Annotated in this window: 18 protein-coding genes; 11 read left to right on the top strand and 7 right to left on the bottom strand. The window is 73.7% G+C overall.

Annotated features, from left to right (window positions below):
* Positions 1-80: 80 nt before the first annotated feature.
* Together STTU_RS00785 and STTU_RS00780 are read left to right on the top strand one after the other, a co-directional pair.
* Positions 81-1568, top strand: a complete 1488-nt coding sequence (locus STTU_RS00785; protein ID WP_043253667.1) for an LVIVD repeat-containing protein — start codon at positions 81-83, stop codon at positions 1566-1568.
* A gap of 155 nt (positions 1569-1723) precedes the next feature.
* On the top strand, positions 1724-2008 hold the full coding sequence (locus tag STTU_RS00780) for a HEAT repeat domain-containing protein (RefSeq protein WP_007818800.1): 285 nt from the start codon (positions 1724-1726) through the stop codon (positions 2006-2008).
* 7 nt (positions 2009-2015) lie between these two features.
* Here STTU_RS00780 and STTU_RS00775 read toward each other — a convergent pair whose 3' ends face one another.
* From STTU_RS00775 to STTU_RS00755, 5 genes are all read right to left on the bottom strand, one after another.
* Positions 2016-2729 (bottom strand): HAD family hydrolase, encoded by a 714-nt coding sequence (locus STTU_RS00775; RefSeq protein WP_007818798.1) that lies wholly within the window; start codon positions 2727-2729, stop codon positions 2016-2018.
* A gap of 31 nt (positions 2730-2760) precedes the next feature.
* Complete coding sequence (locus STTU_RS00770) at positions 2761-3453, bottom strand: phosphatase PAP2 family protein (protein WP_007818795.1); 693 nt, start codon at positions 3451-3453, stop codon at positions 2761-2763.
* A gap of 111 nt (positions 3454-3564) precedes the next feature.
* On the bottom strand, positions 3565-4500 hold the full coding sequence (locus tag STTU_RS00765) for a M56 family metallopeptidase (RefSeq protein WP_007818793.1): 936 nt from the start codon (positions 4498-4500) through the stop codon (positions 3565-3567).
* 149 nt (positions 4501-4649) lie between these two features.
* Entirely contained in the window at positions 4650-5210 is a 561-nt protein-coding gene (locus STTU_RS00760) for a DUF5134 domain-containing protein (protein WP_043253664.1), read from the bottom strand.
* Positions 5211-5465: 255 nt separating this feature from the next.
* A complete protein-coding gene (locus STTU_RS00755) occupies positions 5466-6398 on the bottom strand; it encodes a sugar phosphate isomerase/epimerase family protein (protein WP_202532020.1) in 933 nt (310 codons plus the stop codon).
* A 182-nt stretch (positions 6399-6580) separates the two neighbouring features.
* Between STTU_RS00755 and STTU_RS00750 the strand changes: the two genes are divergently transcribed.
* The 5 genes from STTU_RS00750 (at position 6581) to STTU_RS00730 (ending at position 11510) form a co-directional block, all read left to right on the top strand.
* Positions 6581-8344 (top strand): FUSC family protein, encoded by a 1764-nt coding sequence (locus STTU_RS00750; RefSeq protein WP_007818789.1) that lies wholly within the window; start codon positions 6581-6583, stop codon positions 8342-8344.
* A complete protein-coding gene (locus STTU_RS00745) occupies positions 8341-8886 on the top strand; it encodes a MarR family winged helix-turn-helix transcriptional regulator (RefSeq protein ID WP_010266372.1) in 546 nt (181 codons plus the stop codon). Before STTU_RS00750 ends, STTU_RS00745 begins: the two co-directional genes overlap by 4 nt.
* A 147-nt stretch (positions 8887-9033) precedes the next feature.
* Entirely contained in the window at positions 9034-9570 is a 537-nt protein-coding gene (locus STTU_RS00740) for a hypothetical protein (protein WP_007818787.1), read from the top strand.
* A gap of 150 nt (positions 9571-9720) precedes the next feature.
* Positions 9721-10005 carry a DUF3311 domain-containing protein gene (locus STTU_RS00735; RefSeq protein WP_007818785.1) on the top strand — a complete coding sequence of 95 codons (285 nt, stop codon included), beginning with the start codon at positions 9721-9723 and terminating at the stop codon, positions 10003-10005.
* A complete protein-coding gene (locus STTU_RS00730; RefSeq protein WP_043253661.1) occupies positions 10002-11510 on the top strand; it encodes a sodium:solute symporter family protein in 1509 nt (502 codons plus the stop codon). The genes STTU_RS00735 and STTU_RS00730 overlap by 4 nt, the downstream gene beginning before the upstream one ends.
* Positions 11511-11638: 128 nt before the next feature.
* Here the strand turns inward: STTU_RS00730 and STTU_RS00725 are convergent, their stop codons facing one another.
* Positions 11639-12505: an aquaporin gene (locus tag STTU_RS00725; protein ID WP_043253659.1), complete on the bottom strand. Its 867-nt coding sequence runs from the start codon at positions 12503-12505 to the stop codon at positions 11639-11641.
* A gap of 266 nt (positions 12506-12771) precedes the next feature.
* Here STTU_RS00725 and STTU_RS00720 point away from each other — a divergent pair, with 266 nt between their 5' ends.
* Positions 12772-13317: a GNAT family N-acetyltransferase gene (locus STTU_RS00720; RefSeq protein WP_007818782.1), complete on the top strand. Its 546-nt coding sequence runs from the start codon at positions 12772-12774 to the stop codon at positions 13315-13317.
* A 160-nt stretch (positions 13318-13477) separates the two neighbouring features.
* Here STTU_RS00720 and STTU_RS00715 read toward each other — a convergent pair whose 3' ends face one another.
* The gene (locus STTU_RS00715) at positions 13478-14161 is read right to left on the bottom strand and encodes a glycerophosphodiester phosphodiesterase (protein WP_043253658.1); all 684 of its coding nucleotides are present in this window, start codon (positions 14159-14161) and stop codon (positions 13478-13480) included.
* A 522-nt stretch (positions 14162-14683) separates the two neighbouring features.
* Between STTU_RS00715 and STTU_RS00710 the strand changes: the two genes are divergently transcribed.
* Genes STTU_RS00710 through STTU_RS00700 form a run of 3 tightly spaced genes read left to right on the top strand, consistent with a single transcriptional unit; the run spans position 14684 to position 17942 of the window.
* Positions 14684-16081 carry a DUF6421 family protein gene (locus tag STTU_RS00710; RefSeq protein ID WP_043253656.1) on the top strand — a complete coding sequence of 466 codons (1398 nt, stop codon included), beginning with the start codon at positions 14684-14686 and terminating at the stop codon, positions 16079-16081.
* On the top strand, positions 16078-16875 hold the full coding sequence (locus STTU_RS00705) for an SDR family NAD(P)-dependent oxidoreductase (RefSeq protein ID WP_009070952.1): 798 nt from the start codon (positions 16078-16080) through the stop codon (positions 16873-16875). Before STTU_RS00710 ends, STTU_RS00705 begins: the two co-directional genes overlap by 4 nt.
* Positions 16872-17942, top strand: a complete 1071-nt coding sequence (locus tag STTU_RS00700; protein ID WP_199785054.1) for a threonine aldolase family protein — start codon at positions 16872-16874, stop codon at positions 17940-17942. The genes STTU_RS00705 and STTU_RS00700 overlap by 4 nt, the downstream gene beginning before the upstream one ends.
* The last annotated feature ends 79 nt before the right edge of the window (positions 17943-18021 follow it).

Genomic DNA, 18021 nt, shown 5'->3' with positions numbered 1-18021 from the left:
GTCCCCGAACCATTCAACTCCGTTCACTCGCCGCCGAGAACAGGGCGAAGACGGACGGAGAAGAGGGAGAAGAGGAAGCAGTGACCCTGTCCAACCACCCCCACACCCGGCGCAGACGCCTCGGCGTCGGTGCCGCTGCGGCGGGACTGCTCGCCGCGCTGCTCGCCGTGAGCCCCGCGGCGGCGACGCCGGGGCCCGGCGACGAGAGCGCGTCCCGTACGGCGGTCAGTTCCGAGGCCGCCGCGTCGGCCAAGAAGGACGTGGCCGCGGGCGAGATACCGGGCCAGGACGAGATAGTCCACTCCCGCAACATCGAGCACCTCAGCAACACCCCCAAGGACGCGCTGGCCGGCACCAACTCCGACCTCGCCTTCCGGGGCAAGTACGCCTTCGCGGGCAACTACGACGGCTTCCGCGTCTTCGACCTGAGCAACCCGAAGAAGCCGCGCACCGTCACGCAGGTCCTGTGCCCCGGCTCGCAGAACGACATCTCCGTCTCGGGCGACCTGCTCTTCCTGTCCACGGACTCCTCGCGCAGCGACGACTCCTGCAACAGCACGACGCAGCCCGCGACCGAGAAGTCCTCGTGGGAGGGCATCAAGGTCTTCGACATCAGCGACGTGCGGCACCCCGAGTACGTCGCCTCCGTCGAGACCTCCTGCGGCTCGCACACCCACACGCTCGTCCCCGAGCGCAAGGACGTGTACGTGTACGTGTCCTCGTACTCGCCGAGCGCCACGTTCCCGGACTGCCAGCCGCCGCACGACGGGATCTCCGTCATCAAGGTGCCGCGCAAGTCGCCGCAGCGGGCGAAGGTCATCGACTTCCCCGTCCTCTTCCCGGACGGCGGCAACCCGGGCGGCTCCGTCAACCCGGGCGTCTCGGCCACGACCGGCTGCCACGACATCACCACGCTGCCCTCGAAGGACCTCGCGGCCGGGGCCTGCATGGGTGACGGCATCCTGCTCGACATCAAGAACCCGGCGAAGCCGCGCGTGATCGACCGCGTCCAGGACAACAAGAACTTCGCGTTCTGGCACTCCGCCACCTTCAACCAGAAGGCCGACAAGGTCGTCTTCACCGACGAACTCGGCGGCGGCGGCGCGGCCACCTGCAACGCACAGGTCGGGCCGGACAAGGGTGCCGACGGCATCTACGACATCGTCGGCAAGGGCGACAAGCGCAAGCTCGTCTTCCGCTCCTACTACAAGATCCCGCGCCACCAGGCCGACACCGAGAACTGCGTCGCCCACAACGGCTCGCTCATCCCGGTCAAGGGCAAGGACCTCATGGTCCAGGCGTGGTACCAGGGCGGTGTCTCCGTCTGGGACTTCACCGACTCGGCCAAGCCCCAGGAGATCGCCTACTTCGAGCGCGGCCCGATCAGCACGGACCAGCTCGCGCTGGGCGGCTCCTGGTCCGCGTACTACTACAACGGCTACATCTACTCGAACGACATCGAGAAGGGCTTCGACGTCCTCAAGATCGACGACCGCAGGACCGATCCCGCCAAGCGGGTCAAGGTCGGCGAACTGAACGTCCAGACCCAGCCGGACTACTTCGACTGAGCCCCCGGGCGCGAGCCCACGAGGTCCTGGCGCGTGCGAAGTCTTCCGCACGTGTCCCGGACCGCGCACCACCGCGACGGGCCGCCTCCCCACGGAGGCGGCCCGTCCGCGCGCCATGGGAGGCTCGCGGGAGGCAGCAGGGAAGGGGGAGTGCGATGACGGAGCCGTTGGAGGGGGCCGACTGGGCCGCGCGCGCCGACGAAGGGCGGCGCCTCGCCCCCCGCGCGGGAGAGCCGGCCGCCGACGCGGTCCTGCTCGCGCTGCTCCTCGACGCGTCGGACAGCGCCGTGAGCCGCCGCACGGCCGAGGCGCTGGCACGTATGGGTTCGCCCGCCGCCGCGCGGCTGCTGACCGAGGCGCTCGCCCGTGCCGACGCCGCCCTCGGCGACTGGATCGAGACTGGCGTCGAGGACGCGACCGCGCCCCCGCCCACCCGCTGAGCCCCTCTCAGCCCCCCGCGTCCACCAGCCCCAGCACCGGCCGCAGCCCCGCCGGGCGGGCGGTCACGGGGAGGTGTTCCACGAAGTGGACCGCGCAGCCGAGAGCGCTCGCGCCGCCGTCCGCCTCGCGGCTGTCGCCCACCATCAGCGTCTCCGGGCCGCTCGCGCCCAGCACCCCGCACGCCGTCGCGAAGAGCCGCGCGTCCGGCTTCTGCACCCCGTGCTCGAACGAGAGCGTGTACGCGTCCACGAAGGCGTCCAGGCCGTGCGCCCGGAAGACCGGGCGGATGTCCCAGCCGACGTTGCTCACCACGCCGACCCTGATCCCCCGCGCCCGCAGCCCCGCGAGGACGTCGTGCGCGTCCGGGTAGGGCCGCCAGCCCTCCGGCCGCATGTGCCGCGCGTACAGCTCCTCGTGCAGCGCGTCGTGCGGCAGCGGTACGTGCCGGGACAGCCCCGTGTACGCGGCCCGGTGCGCCGCCGCGCTCTCGTCCCGTACGGGCCACAGCTCCGCCGTCCGCGCGTCGGGGAACCGTGCCGGCGCCCCCGGAGCGCCGCCCGGCTGCGCCCCCACCCGTTCCAGCGCGGCGGCGAGTTCGACGAGCCGCGCCTCCGGCAGGACGTGCCCCGTCGCGGCGAGCGCCCCGCGCAGCCACTCCTCGGCCGACTCGATGCGCAGCAGCGTGCCGGAGAAGTCGAAAAGGACCGTCTTGATCGTCATACGAAGATCCTCGGGGCGGTCTCCGGCCCGGTCAAGACGCCCCCCGCTCCCGCCGCACCCGTGTCCCGAGCACGACGAGGAGTGCACCGAGCAGCCAGCCGCCCACCACGTCGCTCGGCCAGTGCACCCCCAGCCACACCCGCGTCAGCCCCACCCCTACGACGCTCGCGACGAGCACCGCGCCCACCGCCCCCAGCAGGGGGCGCGGCGCCCCGTACAGCCGCAGCACCCACCACAGCAGCCCGCTCACCACCGTCGCGGTCAGCGCGTGGCCCGAGGGGTACGCGGCGAAGTGCGCGGAGTCCACCGGGTCGGGCCACACGGGCCGCTCCCGGCCCAACGCCGCCTTGACGAGTTGCTGGAGCAGCGTGCCCGCGACACACACCACCGCGATCCGCACGGCGAGGTCCCGTGCCCCGCGCAGGAACAGCCATACGACGAGCAGCGCGGCGAGCAGCCGGAACGTCCACGGGTCCCACACCCAGTCGCTCAGCACCCGGCACGTGTGCGTCAGGCCCTCGTGCCGCACGGCCTGCCGGTGCGCGGAGCGGGCCAGCGAGGAGTCGAGCGAGAGCAGCGGCTGCCACGAGGCGGCCACGAGCGCGAGGAGGAGCGCCGAGAGCGCGCCGAGGACGAGAGCCGCCGCGTCCCCCTGCCCGTGCTCGCCCGCGGGCTTGTCGTGCCCCCGCGGGGTGTGGGGGGTGCCGGTGGTCGCTGGAGCCATACGGGTTCCTCGGTGGGGCCGGGGGCGGAACGAGCACGCACGCCGGATGCCCGGCGGGCGGGGAGCGTGCGACGCGTGCGTCCGCAGAGCCTACGGCCCCCGGCCGCCGTCTCAGCCGAGCGCGCGCAGGGCCGGGACGAGCGCGACGAGCACGGGGACGAGCGGGACGAGCGCCCCCGCCGCCGTCCACTGGAGCCTGCGGCCCGCCGTCAGTCGCGGGTGGGCCTCCAGGAGCCGGTCCACGCGGCGCGGCACGTCGGCGTGGGGCGTGGGTGCCGGGCCGAAGACACCCCGGTCCTCGTTCAGCTCGACGAGCGCGAGGGCCGTGGTCAGCCGTCCGAAGCGGCGCGAGGCGACGTCGTCGGCCGCCAGCTCGACGAGCCGGTGCATCTCGTCGCGGAACGCCGCGAAGACCGGGACCTGCGGAAACCCCCGGGCGAGCGCGCCCGAGCAGTACAGGAGCCAGTCGTGGCGCGCGTGCGCGTGGCCGAGTTCGTGGGCGAGGACCGCGTCGAGCTTGCGGCCCTCCAGGCGGCGCAGCGCCGCCGTGGTGATCACGAGCTGCGGGGGAGTGCCGGGCAGCCACCACGCCTCGGGCTTCTCGCCCTCCAGCACCCGCAGGCGCTCCTTCGCGGGTCCCTCGCCCGGGAGCCGCGGCGCGCGCGTCCTGAGCGCCGCGCGCTCGGCGCGCCTGCGCCGCCTGCTCTCGCGGATCTCGCGGGTCAGCATCGCCGCCGTCCAGGCCCCGCCCGCCGCGAGGACGAGCGCGGTCGCCCCCGCCCAGGGGCCCGCGGTGCCGAGCGCGTACGCGTCGATCACCCCGTGCGGCGCGGAGGCGAAGAGCTGCCCGCGCACCGCCTTCCAGGCCGCCGCCGCGCTCAGCGCCATCGCGAGCGCGCAGCACATGAGCACGCCCCCCACGGCGCACTGCCACAGCCACAGCGCCACGATCGGCTCGCGGTCCGTCCAGGGGACACGGGCGATCACGCGAGGAGCGAGCACAGCGGTGAGCGCGCCGAGCAGGAGCAGGGCCACCGGGACCATCATGCGTCCAGCCTATGGGGGCGGCCGGTTCGGAAGATACAGGCTTTCATGGCAAGTGACGCACGCCACGAGGAATCGCGCCCCGCCACAGGGCGCGCACGCCCCGTGCTCGCGAGGCGCCCGTGTCGTCGGGCGAGAGTCAGGGGCCGGGTTCACACCGTGAGCAGCATCGCGAGCATGCCCGTCGCCATCGCGAGCCGACAGGCCCGTACGACCTCGGTGCGGCCCGTCCAGTGCGACGGCGCGGGCCCCTCCGTGCCGCCTGCGGGAACGAGACGCGTACCGGTGTAGAGCACGTAGCCCGCGTAGTAGACGAGGAGCAGCCCCGTGACCAGCGGCACCCCGCCGGACATGTGGCCGCCGCCGTGGCCGGCGTGCCCGCCGGGCGTGCTCGCCATCGCCCAGGCCATGTAGACCATGGCGAGGGTGCCGACGAGGTGGTGCGCGTGGTGCGCCGAGCCCGCGCGCGCCGCCCACAGGGCCCGCAGCGCGGCGGCCCCGAAGACGACGGTGTAGCAGACCCAGGCCCACGCCGGAGGACGGAGCACGGCGGCGGGCACCGCCATGACCGCCATCGCCAGCCCCATCAGCGCTTCCCCGCCCGCCGTGCTCCGCACGCCCCGACCGGGATCGCGCATCCGCAGCAGGCAGTACGCCGACGTGGCCGCGCACAGCGCGACGAGCAGCCAGGCGGCCGGTCCCGGAGCGTGCACGGCGGTCCTCCCCGTCGAGGGCCTCGAAGGGCCGAGAGTCGTGACGGAGAGGACCTGCCCACGGCAGGCGGCGCCCAAGGGGTCGCACAGGGGTACGCGGGGGAGTGCGGGGGCGCGGAGGCGCGGGCGGGTGCACGCGGCCCGTGCTGTTCGGGCGGACTGTCCTACGGGTTCGGCCTCGCGGGGCCGCCCGTGTCCGGGTGCCGCGTCGCAGGGAGCGCGGTCTCACAGGGCTCCCGGCATCCGGGTGCCGCCTCAGAGGGCTCCGGGCATCCGGGGGCGGCCGTGCGGGAAGGCAGGGGGGAGGCCGGTGGGGGCCTGGTCCCCGGCCGCCGGGGCGGGGGAGCGGACGCCGTCGACGGGGAGGCCGGGGAAGCAGGCTTCCTCCAGGACGCCGACGCACGCGCGGTGCACCTGGCGGGCGGTGAGGCGCGGGTCCTGGACGTCGAGCATGTCGGAGACGACCTCGGCGGCGAGCGAGGCCCGTACGCCGTGGGCCCGCAGCGTGTCCAGCATCCCGGCCACGTGGCCGCCGCCCTCGCCCGGCAGGAGCCGGTGGTGGCGGGCCTCGTAGCGCGGGTCGCGCAGCGGGGTGCGCAGCGCGTCGGCGAGCTGGACGGCGATGATCCGCTCGGCGGGCACGGGGGCCAGGTCGGCCGCGGTCGCCCCGGAGCGCGCCCAGTGCCAGCAGTCGACGAGGATGCCGCCGTTCGCGTCCCCCGCCGCCGCGACGACCTCCCAGGCCGCGCCGATCGTCGGGATGCCCGCGTACGGGAGGAATTCGAGCGCGGCGCGCGCCCCGCTCGCGGCGGCCTTCCGGCACACGCCCGCGAAACCTGCGGCCAGCTCGTCGAGCGGGCGCGCGGCGAAGACCGTGGCGTGGACGCGCTCGGGGCGGAACAGCTCGACGAGCCGTTCGGCGACGGCGTCGTCCTCGCGGGCACCCCGCCCGGCGCCCCCGCCCCAGGCGGTGAGCAGTTCGATCTCCGTCACGCGCAGTCCGCGCGCGGCGAGCAGGTCGACCATCCTGCCGTCGGTCCACCCGGCTTCCAGCGCGTCCCTGTACTGCTCGACGGACAGGCCGAGGCCCCGGAAGCCCGCCTCGGCGGCAGCCCCCACCCGGGTGCCGAAGGGCACGGCGCGAAGAGTCTGGGCACTGAGGGTCAGCTCGTAGGACACAGGGCTCATCCTAACTTCGGCGCGCTCAACTGGGGAAACCCCGGCCCCTGCGAGTGAATTCCGGGGGAGAGGAGCGGTCCTCGCCCGACTCTCGTGCCGCGAAAGACGGCCTGCGGGCCGTGCCTCGGCCGCGAAGCTGGCACTCCGTGCCTCAATCATTTACGAGTAAAACACTTGCTAAGCTTGTGGGCATGAGTCGTCCCGTCCCCTCCAGCCCCACCGGGAAGCACCCGTCCACGCCGCCCGCCCCCGGACCGCGCGCCAAGAAGCTCCCCCTCGCCGGTGCGCTCCGCCTCGGCGGGCTCAACGACACGTGGTTCAAGCCCGCCACCGGCGCCTCGTCGGCCGCGGTCGTCCCGCTCTTCACCCTCCTCGCGCTGGACCGGCTCGACCTCGCCGCCTACACGATGGCCGGTTCCCTGTGCGCCCTCTACGGCCACAACCTCCCGTACGCGCGCCGCGCCCGCGCCGTCCTCTGGGTCATCCTCGGCATGGTCGCCGGCGTCGCCCTCGCGATGCTGACCTCCGCCGCCACCGACTCGATCCCCGTGCTCATCGCGGTCGGCGCCGCGATGGCGGCCGTCCAGAAGACCCTGTGCGAGAGCACGGGCATCGGCGCCCCCGGGCCCGTGATCTTCGCCTTCGTCAGCTCCGCGACCCTCTTCGTGCCGCAGACCTTCGCCGCCGTGCCCGGGCACCTCGCCCTCACCGCCGGCGCCGCCGCGCTCTCCTGGTGCGTCACGATGGCCCCGGCGCTCGTGCGTCCCACCGGCCCCGAGCGCCGCGCCACGGCCCGCGCGCTCGAAGCCGTCGCCGCCTTCCTCAGGACCCCTGCCGGGAACCCCGCGCGCGACCGCGCCCGCGCCGCCGCCGTCACCGCCGTCCACGCAGGCTGGCAGTGCCTCTACGCGACGGGCCGCCGCACCTCCGTCCGCCGCGACCTCGAACGACTCCTCGTCCGCGCCGAGACCGCCCTCGCGGCGCCCCACGAGGCGGACGCCGCCCTCCTGGAGGAGCAGGCCGGGCGCACACGGGGCACCGGGCCGCTGCCCCGCCCCGCCGACCTCGACGAAGCCGCCCTCCAGGAACTCGCCGGCATCGACATCGAGCGCGCCCGCCGCCCGCGCGCCGCGCACCCCGTCCTGCGCGCCTTCGCCCCCGGCTCCCCCCTGCTCCCCGTCATGGCGCGCGCCTTCCTCGGCTCGCTCCTCGCCGGGCTCCTCGCCCGGGAACTCGGCAGCGACCGCCCGTACTGGGCGATCGTCACCGCCGTCGCGATCTTCCAGACCAACGTGACCCTGAGCTGGACCCGCGCGATCCAGCGCACGGTGGGCAACGTCGTGGGCGTCGGCGTCTTCGCGCTGATCGCGCCCCTCGCCCACACGACCCCGGCGGCCATCGTCGTCCTGATCATCGTCCTGGCCTTCGGCGCGGAAGCCCTCATGCCGCGCAACTACTGGCTCGGCAGCATGTGCGTGACCCCGATGGCACTCCTCATCGGCGAGTTCGGCGGCAGGCACGGCACGGGCCCGCTCGTCGGCGACCGCGTGCTCGACACCGTCGTCGGCGCCGCGGCCGGTCTCGTCGTCGCCTTCCTCGTCACCAACCGCCGCGCGAGCGCCGAACTGGCACGCTCCCTCGCCACCGCCGACGCGGTGCGCGAGGAGACGGAGGCCCTCCTCGCCCGTACGGGAGCGAGCGCCGTCGACCTGGAGCGGGCCCGTCGCCGGTTCGCCGCGACCCTCGTCGCGCTGCGCGCCGCGGCCGACACGGCGGGCGGCGAGTGGTGGCAGCGCGCGGTGCCCGAACGGCGGGTGCTCGACGCCGAGCGCGCCGGACACCGTACGCTCGCGGCGACAGTGACACGGCAGGGCCTGCTCGCCACGCGGCCCGCCCCGAAGGACCCGCGGCCCGTGCCCCCCGAGCGGTCCCACCAGGAGGACACACCGGTATGACGACGGCGAACGACCCGGCCGAGGCCCCCGCGGGGAGCCACCACGACTCGGTGGCCGCCGTCGTAAGGCAGTGGCGCTCGGTGCATCCCGGCATCGACACCGCGCCGATGGAGCTGATCGGCCGGGTCAATCGCTGCGCCGCCCTCCTCCAGCAGGCCGAGGACGCGCCCCTGCGGCGCGGCGGGCTCAGCCGCGCCGAGTTCGACGTGCTCGGCGCGCTGCGCCGCACGGGCGACGAACTGACCCCCGGCGAGCTGGCCCGCGAGACGTACTCCTCGGGCGCCGCCGTCACCAAGCGGCTGCGCAGGCTCCAGGAACGCGGACTCGTCGAGCGCAGGACCGATCCGCACGACCGACGGGTCAGCAGGCTCACCCTCACCGAGGCGGGCACCGCGCTCGTCGACGACCTCCTGCCCGACCAACTCGCCTTCGAGTCCACCGTCCTCGGCGGACTGCCGCAGGACGAACGCGAGCGGCTCGTGGGCCTGCTCGGCACCCTCCTCGGACAGCTCGAAGGACGCCTCGGCGGGCCGAGGTACTGAGCCGGGGACCGGAAAACCCGCTCCTCCGCGGGACCGGAACACCGGCTGCCGCACGGCACCAGGGACCGGAAGAACCGGCTGTTCCATGGGACCGGGGGCCGGAAAACCGGCTGCCCCGCCGGGCCGCCTCTGTGAAGGTGGCCCGTCATGACCACCTACGAACTTCTCCTCATCGGCGGCGGCGCGGGCGTCGGCAAGACCAGCGTCGGTTTCGAGGTCTCCGCCGTCCTGCGCGCGGCGGGGACGGCGCACTGCCTCATCGAGGGCGACTTCATGGACCAGATCCACCCCGCCCCCGCCGACGACCCGCACCGCTCCGCCGTCACCGAGCGCAACACCGCCGCCGTCTGGGCGAACTACGCGGCCCTCGGCCAGCGCCGCCTCGTCTACACGAACACCGTGAGCATCCTCGAAGCGCCCATGCTCGCGCGGGCCATGGGCGGCGACGAGGTCAGGACCACCCTGATCCTCCTCACCGCCACCGAGGCCACCGTCCGCGAACGGCTCACCGCGCGCGAGATCGGCTCCGAGGCCGCTGCGCACCTCGCGCGGAGCCTGCGCATGGCGCGCCGCCTGGACGCGGAGGCCCCGGCGGGCACGGTGCGCGTCGCCACCGACGGGCGGACCGTGCCGGACATCGCGGCCGAGGTGGTGCGGGCGAGCGGCTGGGCGGCGGGCGCCTGAGCCGCCGCCCTCCACGCACCGGCCGCCGCCCGCCCCGTAGCAAGATCGTCGGGTTGACCCCGCCCCCGCGCCGGGGAAGAGTACGCCCGGCCCCGCTCCCCGCGAGGCCGCCGTCCCCCGCAGTCCCGCCCACGAAGGACCCCGATCCCCATGCCCCCCGCACCTGCTGACGAGGCGCCCGAGACCCCCCGCGTGCGCCGTCCCGCACTGTGGCTGCTGCTCGTGCCCGCCCTGCTCTACGTCCTCGCCCCGCTCGTCGCCGACCGCGTCGAACCGCGCGTGTTCGGCCTGCCCTTCCTGTGGGCCTGGGTCATCGGCGCCACGATCCTGAGCCCGCTCCTCATCTGGCTCACCGCCCGCCTCGACCCCGTCTACCGCGAGAACGCCCCCGAACCCCTCGCGGGCGACACCAGCGCGGAAGGCCACCGGTCATGAGCGGTTCCGCCGTCCTCGCCACCACCGTCTTCGGCCTCGCCATGGTCGCGACCGTCCTCATCGGCCTGTGGAGCGCGCGCGGGCGCGCCAAGGGCCTCGCCGAGTGGTCCCTGTCCGGGCGCGGCCTCGGCGTGCTCTTCGTCTGGGTCCTCATGGCGGGGGAGACGTACACGAGCTTCTCGTTCCTCGGCACCGCCGGGTGGACGTACTCGATGGGCTCGCCGATCCTCTACCTCGTCGCCTACCTGACGGTCGGTTTCGCCGTCGCCTACCTCGCGGGCCCCGCGCTGTGGACCTACGCCGGCCGCCACCGCCTCGTCTCCATCGCGGACATCGCCGAGCACCGCTTCCGCTCCCGCCCGCTCGGCATCCTCGTCGCCCTCGTCGCGACCGTCTTCCTCGTGCCGTACATCCAGGTGCAGATCCAGGGCATGGGCGTCGTCGTCAACGCCATGACCTACGGCAGCGTCGACCTCAAGGTCGCCGCCGTCGTCTCCTTCGTCGTCGCCGAGCTGTTCGTCCTCGTCTCGGGGCTGCGCGGCTCGGCGTGGGTGAGCGTCTTCAAGGACGTGCTCGTCATCGGCAGCGTCGTCTTCCTGCTCGTCTACATCCCCGCCCACTACACCGACGGCGTCGGCCACCTCGTGGACCGCATGGTCGCCGAGAAGCCCGAGTGGCTCACCTTCCCCGGGCACGCCTCGGGCGGCAAGGGCGCCGCGTGGTTCATCAGCACGGTGCTCCTCAACGCCGTCACCATCACCGTCTTCCCGACCACGGTCTCCGGCTACCTCAGCGCGGGCAGCCCCAACGCCCTGCGCCGCAACTCGATCCTGCTGCCCTGGTACCAGTTGCTCCTCTTCATCCCGATGACGGTCGGCGCGGTCGCGCTCTTCGCGCTGCCCCAGCTCGGCAACCCCGACCTCGCCCTCTACCGCCTCGTCACCGACTCGCTCCCGGCCGGGGCCGTCGCCGTCATCGGTGTCGCGGGCGCGCTCTCGGCGATCGTGCCGATGAGCGTCTTCATGCTCTCCATCGGCACGCTGTGGGGCCGCACGATCCTCGGCGGCGGCAACGGCGCCGACCCGCGCCATCCGCTGCGCCACCGCGACGAGGCCGATGCCGCGCGCGCCGACCAGCGCGCGAAGACCCTCTCGCAGCTCGTCTGCCTCCTCGCGGGCCTCCTCGCCCTCCTCGGCGCCCTCATCCACCCGAGCACCCTCGTCGAACTCTCGGTCCTCTCCTACGAGGGCATCGCCCAGCTCGTGCCCACGGCGCTGCTCGCGCTCTTCTGGCCCCGGCTCGGCAAGAGCGCCGCCGTCAGCGGCATGCTCGTGGGACTCGCCGTGATGACCCTGCTCTGGGCCACGGACCACGACCCCTGGCACGGCGTCAACGGAGGTCTCGTCGCGTTCGCCGCCAACCTCCTGGTGGTCCTCGCGCTCACCGCCCTGCGCCCCGCCGGGCCACCCCGGGCCCAGGTCCCGGCGAAGACCGCGCGGGACTGAGCGGGCGTACGCACGAGAGGGGCCCGCCCGCCGCGAACGGACGAGGGCCCCGCATACGTACGAGAGGGCCCGCCTCCCCGGGGGAAGCGGGCCCTCTCGCCCGGGCGCCGTACCGGCGCGCGTGTTTCTCACTCCAGGTCCTTGTCGCGGCGCTCGGCCTCGGTCTCGGCGGCACCCGCCGCACCGGCCGCCGAGCCGGCCGGGCTCTCGGTGGCCGGTACCGGCGGGGTCCCCGCCTCGTGCTGGTCGGGCAGGCCGTGCGTCAGGAAGTGCACGATCACCGCGATGACCGCGCCCGCGAGCGGGGCGACGAGGAAGAGCCACACCTGGCTCAGCGCGTTGTTGTCCGCGAAGATCGCCGGACCGAGCGCCCGCGCCGGGTTGACCGAGGTCCCCGTGAGAGGGATACCGAGGAGGTGGATCACCGCGAGGCTCAGGCCGATCGCCATCCCCGCGGGTCCCTTGGCGCCCTTGCCGTGCGTCGTGCACAGCACCACGAAGACGAGCAGCGCGGTCAGGATCGTCTCGGCGAGGAACGCGCCGCCCGCCGAGATGTGCACGACCGAGTTCGCCCCGTACCCGTCGGTGCCGAAGGACCCGCGCCCGTCCGCCTTGAAGATCGGGATCGAGCGGGCGAGCCAGGCCAGCAGCGCCGCACCGGCCACACCTCCGGCCAACTGCGCCACCCAGTAGCAGACACCGGTCAGCGGCGAGATCCGGCGGCCGAGCACCATCCCGAGCGTGACCGCCGGGTTGACGTGGCAGCCCGAGATGGGGCCGATCGCGTACACGAGGGCGAGCAGCACGAAGCCGAAGGCGAGCGCGATGCCGAGCACCCCCACGAAGGGCTTGGCGAAGATCGCCACCCCCACCGCGAAGAACACCAGCGCCAGGGTGCCGAAGAACTCGGCGGCCAAGGCGTGCGGATCGACGTCGAGGGCGGCCCGGTGGCTCCTCGTGGCCGAGGGCGCGTCCCGCGTGGCAGTTGTGCTCATGACATCCCCTTCGAGGGTGAGCGAGCCGGGACGAGCGGGCGGCGCGGGTCGACGATGACGAGGCCGATGTGGCTTACGTCCCATTTATGACTGTTCGACCGTATCGCTCCGATCGGGTGATGTCGCGCGGAGTCGCGGTGAGGGGGTGACGAAGCGGGAGGAGGAGGGTGTACGGGCGCGGGGACCGCCCCGCCCCGGAGGCGGGCGCGCTCGTTACCCTGGACGCCGCCCGCCCCCCGCCGTCCCAGCCCGAAAGGCCGCACGCCATGACGACCCTCCCCGCCCCCGCAGGACTGTCCTTCCGCCCCGCGGGGCCCGCCGACGTCCCGACCCTCGTCGCCCTCGTCCAGTCCGCCTACCGGGGCGACAGCAGCCGGAGCGGCTGGACCACCGAGGCCCACCTCCTCGAAGGGCAGCGGACCGACCCGGAGTCGATGCGCGAGGTCATGGAGACGCCGGGCACGGTGCTGCTCGCCGTCGAGCGCGAGGGCGAACTCGTCGCGTGCTGCCAGGTGGCCCGCGAGGAGGGGCACGGCTACTTCGGCATGTTCGCCGTGCGCCCGGGTCTCCAGGGCGCGGGGCTCGGCAAGGCCGTCCTCGCCGAGGCCGAGCGCATCGCCCGCGAGGACTGGGGACTCACCGAGATGCGCATGACGGTGATCTCGGCCCGCGAGGAACTGATCGCCTACTACGAGCGGCGCGGCTACCGCCGTACCGGCGAGCTGACCCCGTTCCCCTACGACGACGAGCGCTTCGGACTCCCGCAGCGGCCCGGTCTCGCCTTCGAGCTGCTGATCAAGCCGCTGGCCTGAGCCGGAGGACCGCTGGGGCGCGCTGATGCGTGCGGGCGGCGGGGCGCGGTGGTGCGTGTGGTGCGCGGGACGCGGCGGTGGATGTACGGGGCGGGGGCGATACGGAGTGGGGCCGCGCACTCGCGGAGGTGCGCCACCCCGTACCGCCCTGTCCCCGGGCTCAGCCCGCCTTGTGCGCCGCCCGCACGATCTCCGGCTCGTCCGTCGTCACGCCGTCGAGTCCGAGCGCGCGGGCGAGCGCGAAGCGCTCCGGCGTGTTGACCGTCCACGCCGTGACCCGCAGCCCCGCCTCGCGCGACCGCTCCACGGTCTCCACCGTCAGCCGCCGGATGTTGAGCACGAGCCCCATCGCCCCGCACACGGTGGCGCGCTCGACGACCTCGGGCCCGAAGCGGCTCGCCACGAGGCACGTCCGCACCCCGGGCACGAGGCGGGAGATCTCCACGAGCGCCTCGTCATGGAAGGAGATCACCTCGACGCGCTCCACCAGGCCCCGCGCGTGCATCACGTCCGCGAGGGCCTGCGCCGCCGCGACGTCCTTGATCTCGGCCTGGAGCGGCCCGCGCAGCGCGTCGAGCGCCTCCTCGAAGACCGGTACGCGCTCGCCGAGCCCCGCGTCGAGCGCGCGCAGCTCGGCGAGCGTCTGCTCGGCGATGCGCCCGCTGCCGTCGGTCGTGCGGTCCACCTCCGCGTCGTGCATCACGACGAGCGCCCCGTCCTTGCTCAGGTGCAGGTCCAGCTCGACGAGGTCGACCCCCTCCCGCTCGGCGCGGACGAAGGAGCGGAGGGTGTTCTCCGGCTCGACGCCCATCACTCCGCGATGGCCGATGGCGAGGAAGGACACGGTGGACTCGCTTTCCGTTCAGGCGCTTGGCGCTCGCTGCGGGACGCCGCCTTGCTCTCCGTACGGGCGTCCCGCTCGACCCTAGGCCCTGGCGAGTGACAGGCGGGTGGCGGGGAGGCGGCGCGTCCGTGCGCGTCGAGCCCGCTGATGCCGAGCAGGACGCCGGTTGCGACGGCGCTCAGGACGAGGGTGCGGCGGGTCACGGGGCCTCCGGGGTGTACGGGACGGGTGCGTCGCTGAGCGTCGTACCGCCGCCGCGGGGCTACGGGCCATGACCTCGCCCGTCCGTGGGCGCGCCCCGTACCGCCCTTGACGCCCGGCCCCCGCGACGCCGTGTCGGCGAGACCGGAGAGTCGCCTTCGGCGAGAAACGGACGGAACACGCGCATGAACCCCGAGATCGCCGGAAAAACGTCGGTGGAAGGTCGTGTGGGCGGGATTATTTCCCGAGGTGACCTTGTCGAGGTCCACACCGGACGCCTACGGTGGGATGCACAGCGGTTTCTTCTGTGGAGGGTGTGGCATGACGGAGATTCTTGAGCGGGCGACCCAGGAGGGGCGCAAAGCTTCCGGCGAACGACTCGCCGACCAGCCTGCCTGGAACCGCCTGAAGGACGCCGTCGAGCGCATCCGTCCCTGGCAGCGCAAGGACGGCTCCGTCGACTTCGAGGCCGAGGGGGCGCCGCGCGCCGAGGAGGTCCGCGCGGCCGTCGAGGCCATGGTCGCGGCCGTGGAGGAGCTGGGGCCGCGCGTGCCGCACGACGCCGCGTACCTCGAAGCGCTCGTCAAGGACCTGCGCCGCTGGGCCGACGACGGCTTCCAGGTGCCCGACTTCCTCGACTCGCTGCTCGCCTTCCAGCCCGCCGCGCGCCGCGAGGACGGCCTGGAACACCTCGTCGTCTTCCCCATGTACACGCAGAACGGCAACCCCGACCGCAACTTCGAGGCCGTCGCCCTGCGGATGGTCTGGCCCGAGTGGCTCGCGGAACTGGAGCGCACCCGCTACGACAACCCGCTCTTCTGCGGCATCGCCTTCGAGGACTTCACGGCCGGCTACGACACCAACTCCGCCGTCCTCTTCCCCGAGACGATCGCCGTCCGCGAGGCCCCCGAGCGCTTCACCTGGGGCGGCATCTTCTGCGACCGCGAGGCCGCCCGCTTCCGCCGCGTGAGCGAGGCAGCCGTCGATGTCCTCGGCATCGCGCTCCCCGACGACGTCCGCGCCCTCCTCGCCGACCAGGACCGCTGCCAGGAGGCGTTCGTCCTGTGGGACATGGTCCACGACCGCACCCACAGCCACGGCGACCTGCCCTTCGACCCCTTCATGATCAAGCAGCGGCAGCCTTTCTGGATGTACGGGCTCGAAGAGCTGCGCTGCGACCTGACCGCCTTCAAGGAGGCCGTCACACTGGAGGCGGACGGCGTCGCCCAGGCCCGCGACGTGCAGACCGCCGTCCTCTTCGACCGCATGTTCCGTTTCCCCGTCACCGGTGAGCGGCAGCGCAACTACGACGGCCTCGGTGGCCAGCTCCTCTTCGCGTACCTCCACAAGCACGACGTCGTGCGCTGGACCGACAACACGCTCAAGATCGACTGGGAGCGGGCGCCGCAGGTCACCAACGCTCTGTGCGCCGAGATAGAGAGCCTCTACCGCGACGGCATCGACCGCCCCAAGCTCGTCCACTGGTTCGCCGGCTACGAGCTCGTGTCCCGGTACCTCGCGCCGCACCCGGGCTCGCGCTGGGCCAAGGGCCCCGATGCCCTCGACCTGTCGCTGCCCCCGCGCAAACTCGTCGACGACGTGCTTCCGGACGAGTTTCCGCTCAGCATGTTCTACGAGGCCCTTTCCAAGAAGCTCAAGCGCGTGATCGCCGCGACCCGCGGCATCACGGCGACGAGCCCGGAAGGCGCCGCCGCATGAGTGAGGACGGCCTGGAGGTGACCGGCATGGACGGTATCGAGAACAGCACCGGGAACGGTTCGCTGGAGGGCGCCGTCATCGCGGTGGCCGGGGCGGGCGGCCCCGCGGGACACGCGACCCTGCTGCGCCTCGCGCAGGCGGGCGCCACCGTGGTCGGCGCCGACGCCGACCCGGAGCGACTGGCCGAGGGCGTCGACGCGGCCCGGTACGCGCACGGCGGCGCCACGGTCACCGCGGACACCGTCGACCTGCTCGACGGCCCCGCGACGACCGCGTGGGCCGAGGGCATCCAGGAGGAGTTCGGCCGTATCGACGGCCTCGTCCACCTCGTGGGCGGCTGGCGCGGCTCCTCCTCCTTCGACACCACCGACCTCGCCGACTGGGACTTCCTGGAGAAGCTCCTGATCCGCACCGTCCAGAACACCTCGCTCGCCTTCGACGCCGCGCTGCGCCGCAGCGACCGGGGACGCTACGTCCTCATCAGCGCGGCGGGCGCCTCCAAGCCCACCTCCGGCAACGCCTGCTACGCGGCGGCCAAGGCCGCCGCCGAGGCGTGGACCCTCGCCCTGGCCGACTCCTTCCGCAAGGCGGGGGGCGAGGCGGGCCCGACCGCGGCGGCTGCCATCCTGGTGGTGAAGGCGCTGGTGAACGACGCGATGCGCGCCGAACGTCCCAGCGCGAAGTTCTCGGGCTTCACGGACGTCAAGGACCTCGCCGAGGCCGTGGCCGGCGTCTGGGACCGCCCCGCACAGGAAGTGAACGGACAGCGCCTGTGGCTGACCAAGAAGCCCTGACCGAGGCGGGCACAGCGACCCGCCGCCACCACGACCCCGCGATACGCGGCTTCGCCAGCGACAACTACGCCGGCGCCCACCCGGAGGTCCTCGCCGCGCTCGCCGTCGCCAACGGCGGACACCAGGTGGCGTACGGCGGCGACGCCTACACCGAGCACCTCCAGGTGATCATGCGGGACCTCTTCGGCCCCCGCGCCGAGGCGTTCCCCGTCTTCAACGGGACCGGCGCCAACGTCGTGTCGCTCCAGGCCGTCACCGACCGCTGGGGCGCCGTCATCTGCGCCGACTCCGCGCACATCCACGTGGACGAGGGCGGGGCGCCCGAGCGCGTCGGCTCGCTCAAGCTCCTCACCGTGCCCACCCCGGACGGCAAGCTCACCCCCGAGCTGATCGACCGCGAGGCGTACGGCTGGGACGACGAGCACCGCGCGATGCCGCAGGCCGTCTCGATCACCCAGTCCACCGAACTCGGCACGCTCTACACGCCCGAGGAGATCGCCGCGATCTGCGCGCACGCCCACGAGCGCGGCATGAAGGTCCACCTCGACGGCTCCCGCCTCGCCAACGCGGCGGCGGCGCTCGGCGTCCCGGTCAAGGCGTTCACCACCGACGCGGGCGTCGACCTGCTCTCCTTCGGCGGCACGAAGAACGGCATGGTCTTCGGCGAGGCCGTCGTCGTCCTGGACCCCGACGGCATCCGCCACATGAAGCACCTGCGCAAGCTCTCGATGCAGCTCGCGTCCAAGATGCGCTTCGTCTCCGCCCAGTTCGAGGCGCTCCTCGCCGACGGCCTGTGGCTGCGCTCCGCCGCCCACGCCAACGCGATGGCCCAGCGCCTCGCCGCCGGGGTGCGCGGGATCGACGGTGTCGAGATCCTCTACCCCGTCCAGGCCAACGGCGTCTTCGCCCGCCTCCCGCACGAGGTCACCGAACGCCTCCAGAAGCGCTACCGCTTCTACTACTGGGACGAGGCCGCCGGCTCCGTCCGCTGGATGTGCGCCTTCGACACGACCGAGGACGACGTGGACGGCTTCCTCGCCGCGCTGCGCGAGGAGATGACGCGCTAACCGGCTCCGCCCCCCGGCGTGACGACGAAGCGGCCCGGCCCCACCTGGGGCCGGGCCGCTTCGTCGTGCGCGGGCCCGC

The sequence above is a fragment of the Streptomyces sp. Tu6071 genome (assembly GCF_000213055.1).
GTDB classification, from domain to species: domain Bacteria; phylum Actinomycetota; class Actinomycetes; order Streptomycetales; family Streptomycetaceae; genus Streptomyces; species Streptomyces evansiae.
This window is presented reverse-complemented; position numbering and strand designations above follow the sequence as displayed.

Coding starts and splice junctions, on each gene's coding strand:
- STTU_RS00775 (WP_007818798.1), bottom strand. CDS start 2,729: ATGACGATCAAGACGGTCCTTTTCGACTTCTCCGGCACGCTGCTGCGC.
- STTU_RS00755 (WP_202532020.1), bottom strand. CDS start 6,398: ATGAGCCCTGTGTCCTACGAGCTGACCCTCAGTGCCCAGACTCTTCGC.
- STTU_RS00730 (WP_043253661.1), top strand. CDS start 10,002: ATGAGCGGTTCCGCCGTCCTCGCCACCACCGTCTTCGGCCTCGCCATG.
- STTU_RS00780 (WP_007818800.1), top strand. CDS start 1,724: ATGACGGAGCCGTTGGAGGGGGCCGACTGGGCCGCGCGCGCCGACGAA.
- STTU_RS00770 (WP_007818795.1), bottom strand. CDS start 3,453: ATGGCTCCAGCGACCACCGGCACCCCCCACACCCCGCGGGGGCACGAC.
- STTU_RS00720 (WP_007818782.1), top strand. CDS start 12,772: ATGACGACCCTCCCCGCCCCCGCAGGACTGTCCTTCCGCCCCGCGGGG.
- STTU_RS00705 (WP_009070952.1), top strand. CDS start 16,078: ATGAGTGAGGACGGCCTGGAGGTGACCGGCATGGACGGTATCGAGAAC.
- STTU_RS00745 (WP_010266372.1), top strand. CDS start 8,341: ATGACGACGGCGAACGACCCGGCCGAGGCCCCCGCGGGGAGCCACCAC.
- STTU_RS00750 (WP_007818789.1), top strand. CDS start 6,581: ATGAGTCGTCCCGTCCCCTCCAGCCCCACCGGGAAGCACCCGTCCACG.
- STTU_RS00735 (WP_007818785.1), top strand. CDS start 9,721: ATGCCCCCCGCACCTGCTGACGAGGCGCCCGAGACCCCCCGCGTGCGC.
- STTU_RS00725 (WP_043253659.1), bottom strand. CDS start 12,505: ATGAGCACAACTGCCACGCGGGACGCGCCCTCGGCCACGAGGAGCCAC.
- STTU_RS00740 (WP_007818787.1), top strand. CDS start 9,034: ATGACCACCTACGAACTTCTCCTCATCGGCGGCGGCGCGGGCGTCGGC.
- STTU_RS00765 (WP_007818793.1), bottom strand. CDS start 4,500: ATGATGGTCCCGGTGGCCCTGCTCCTGCTCGGCGCGCTCACCGCTGTG.
- STTU_RS00710 (WP_043253656.1), top strand. CDS start 14,684: ATGACGGAGATTCTTGAGCGGGCGACCCAGGAGGGGCGCAAAGCTTCC.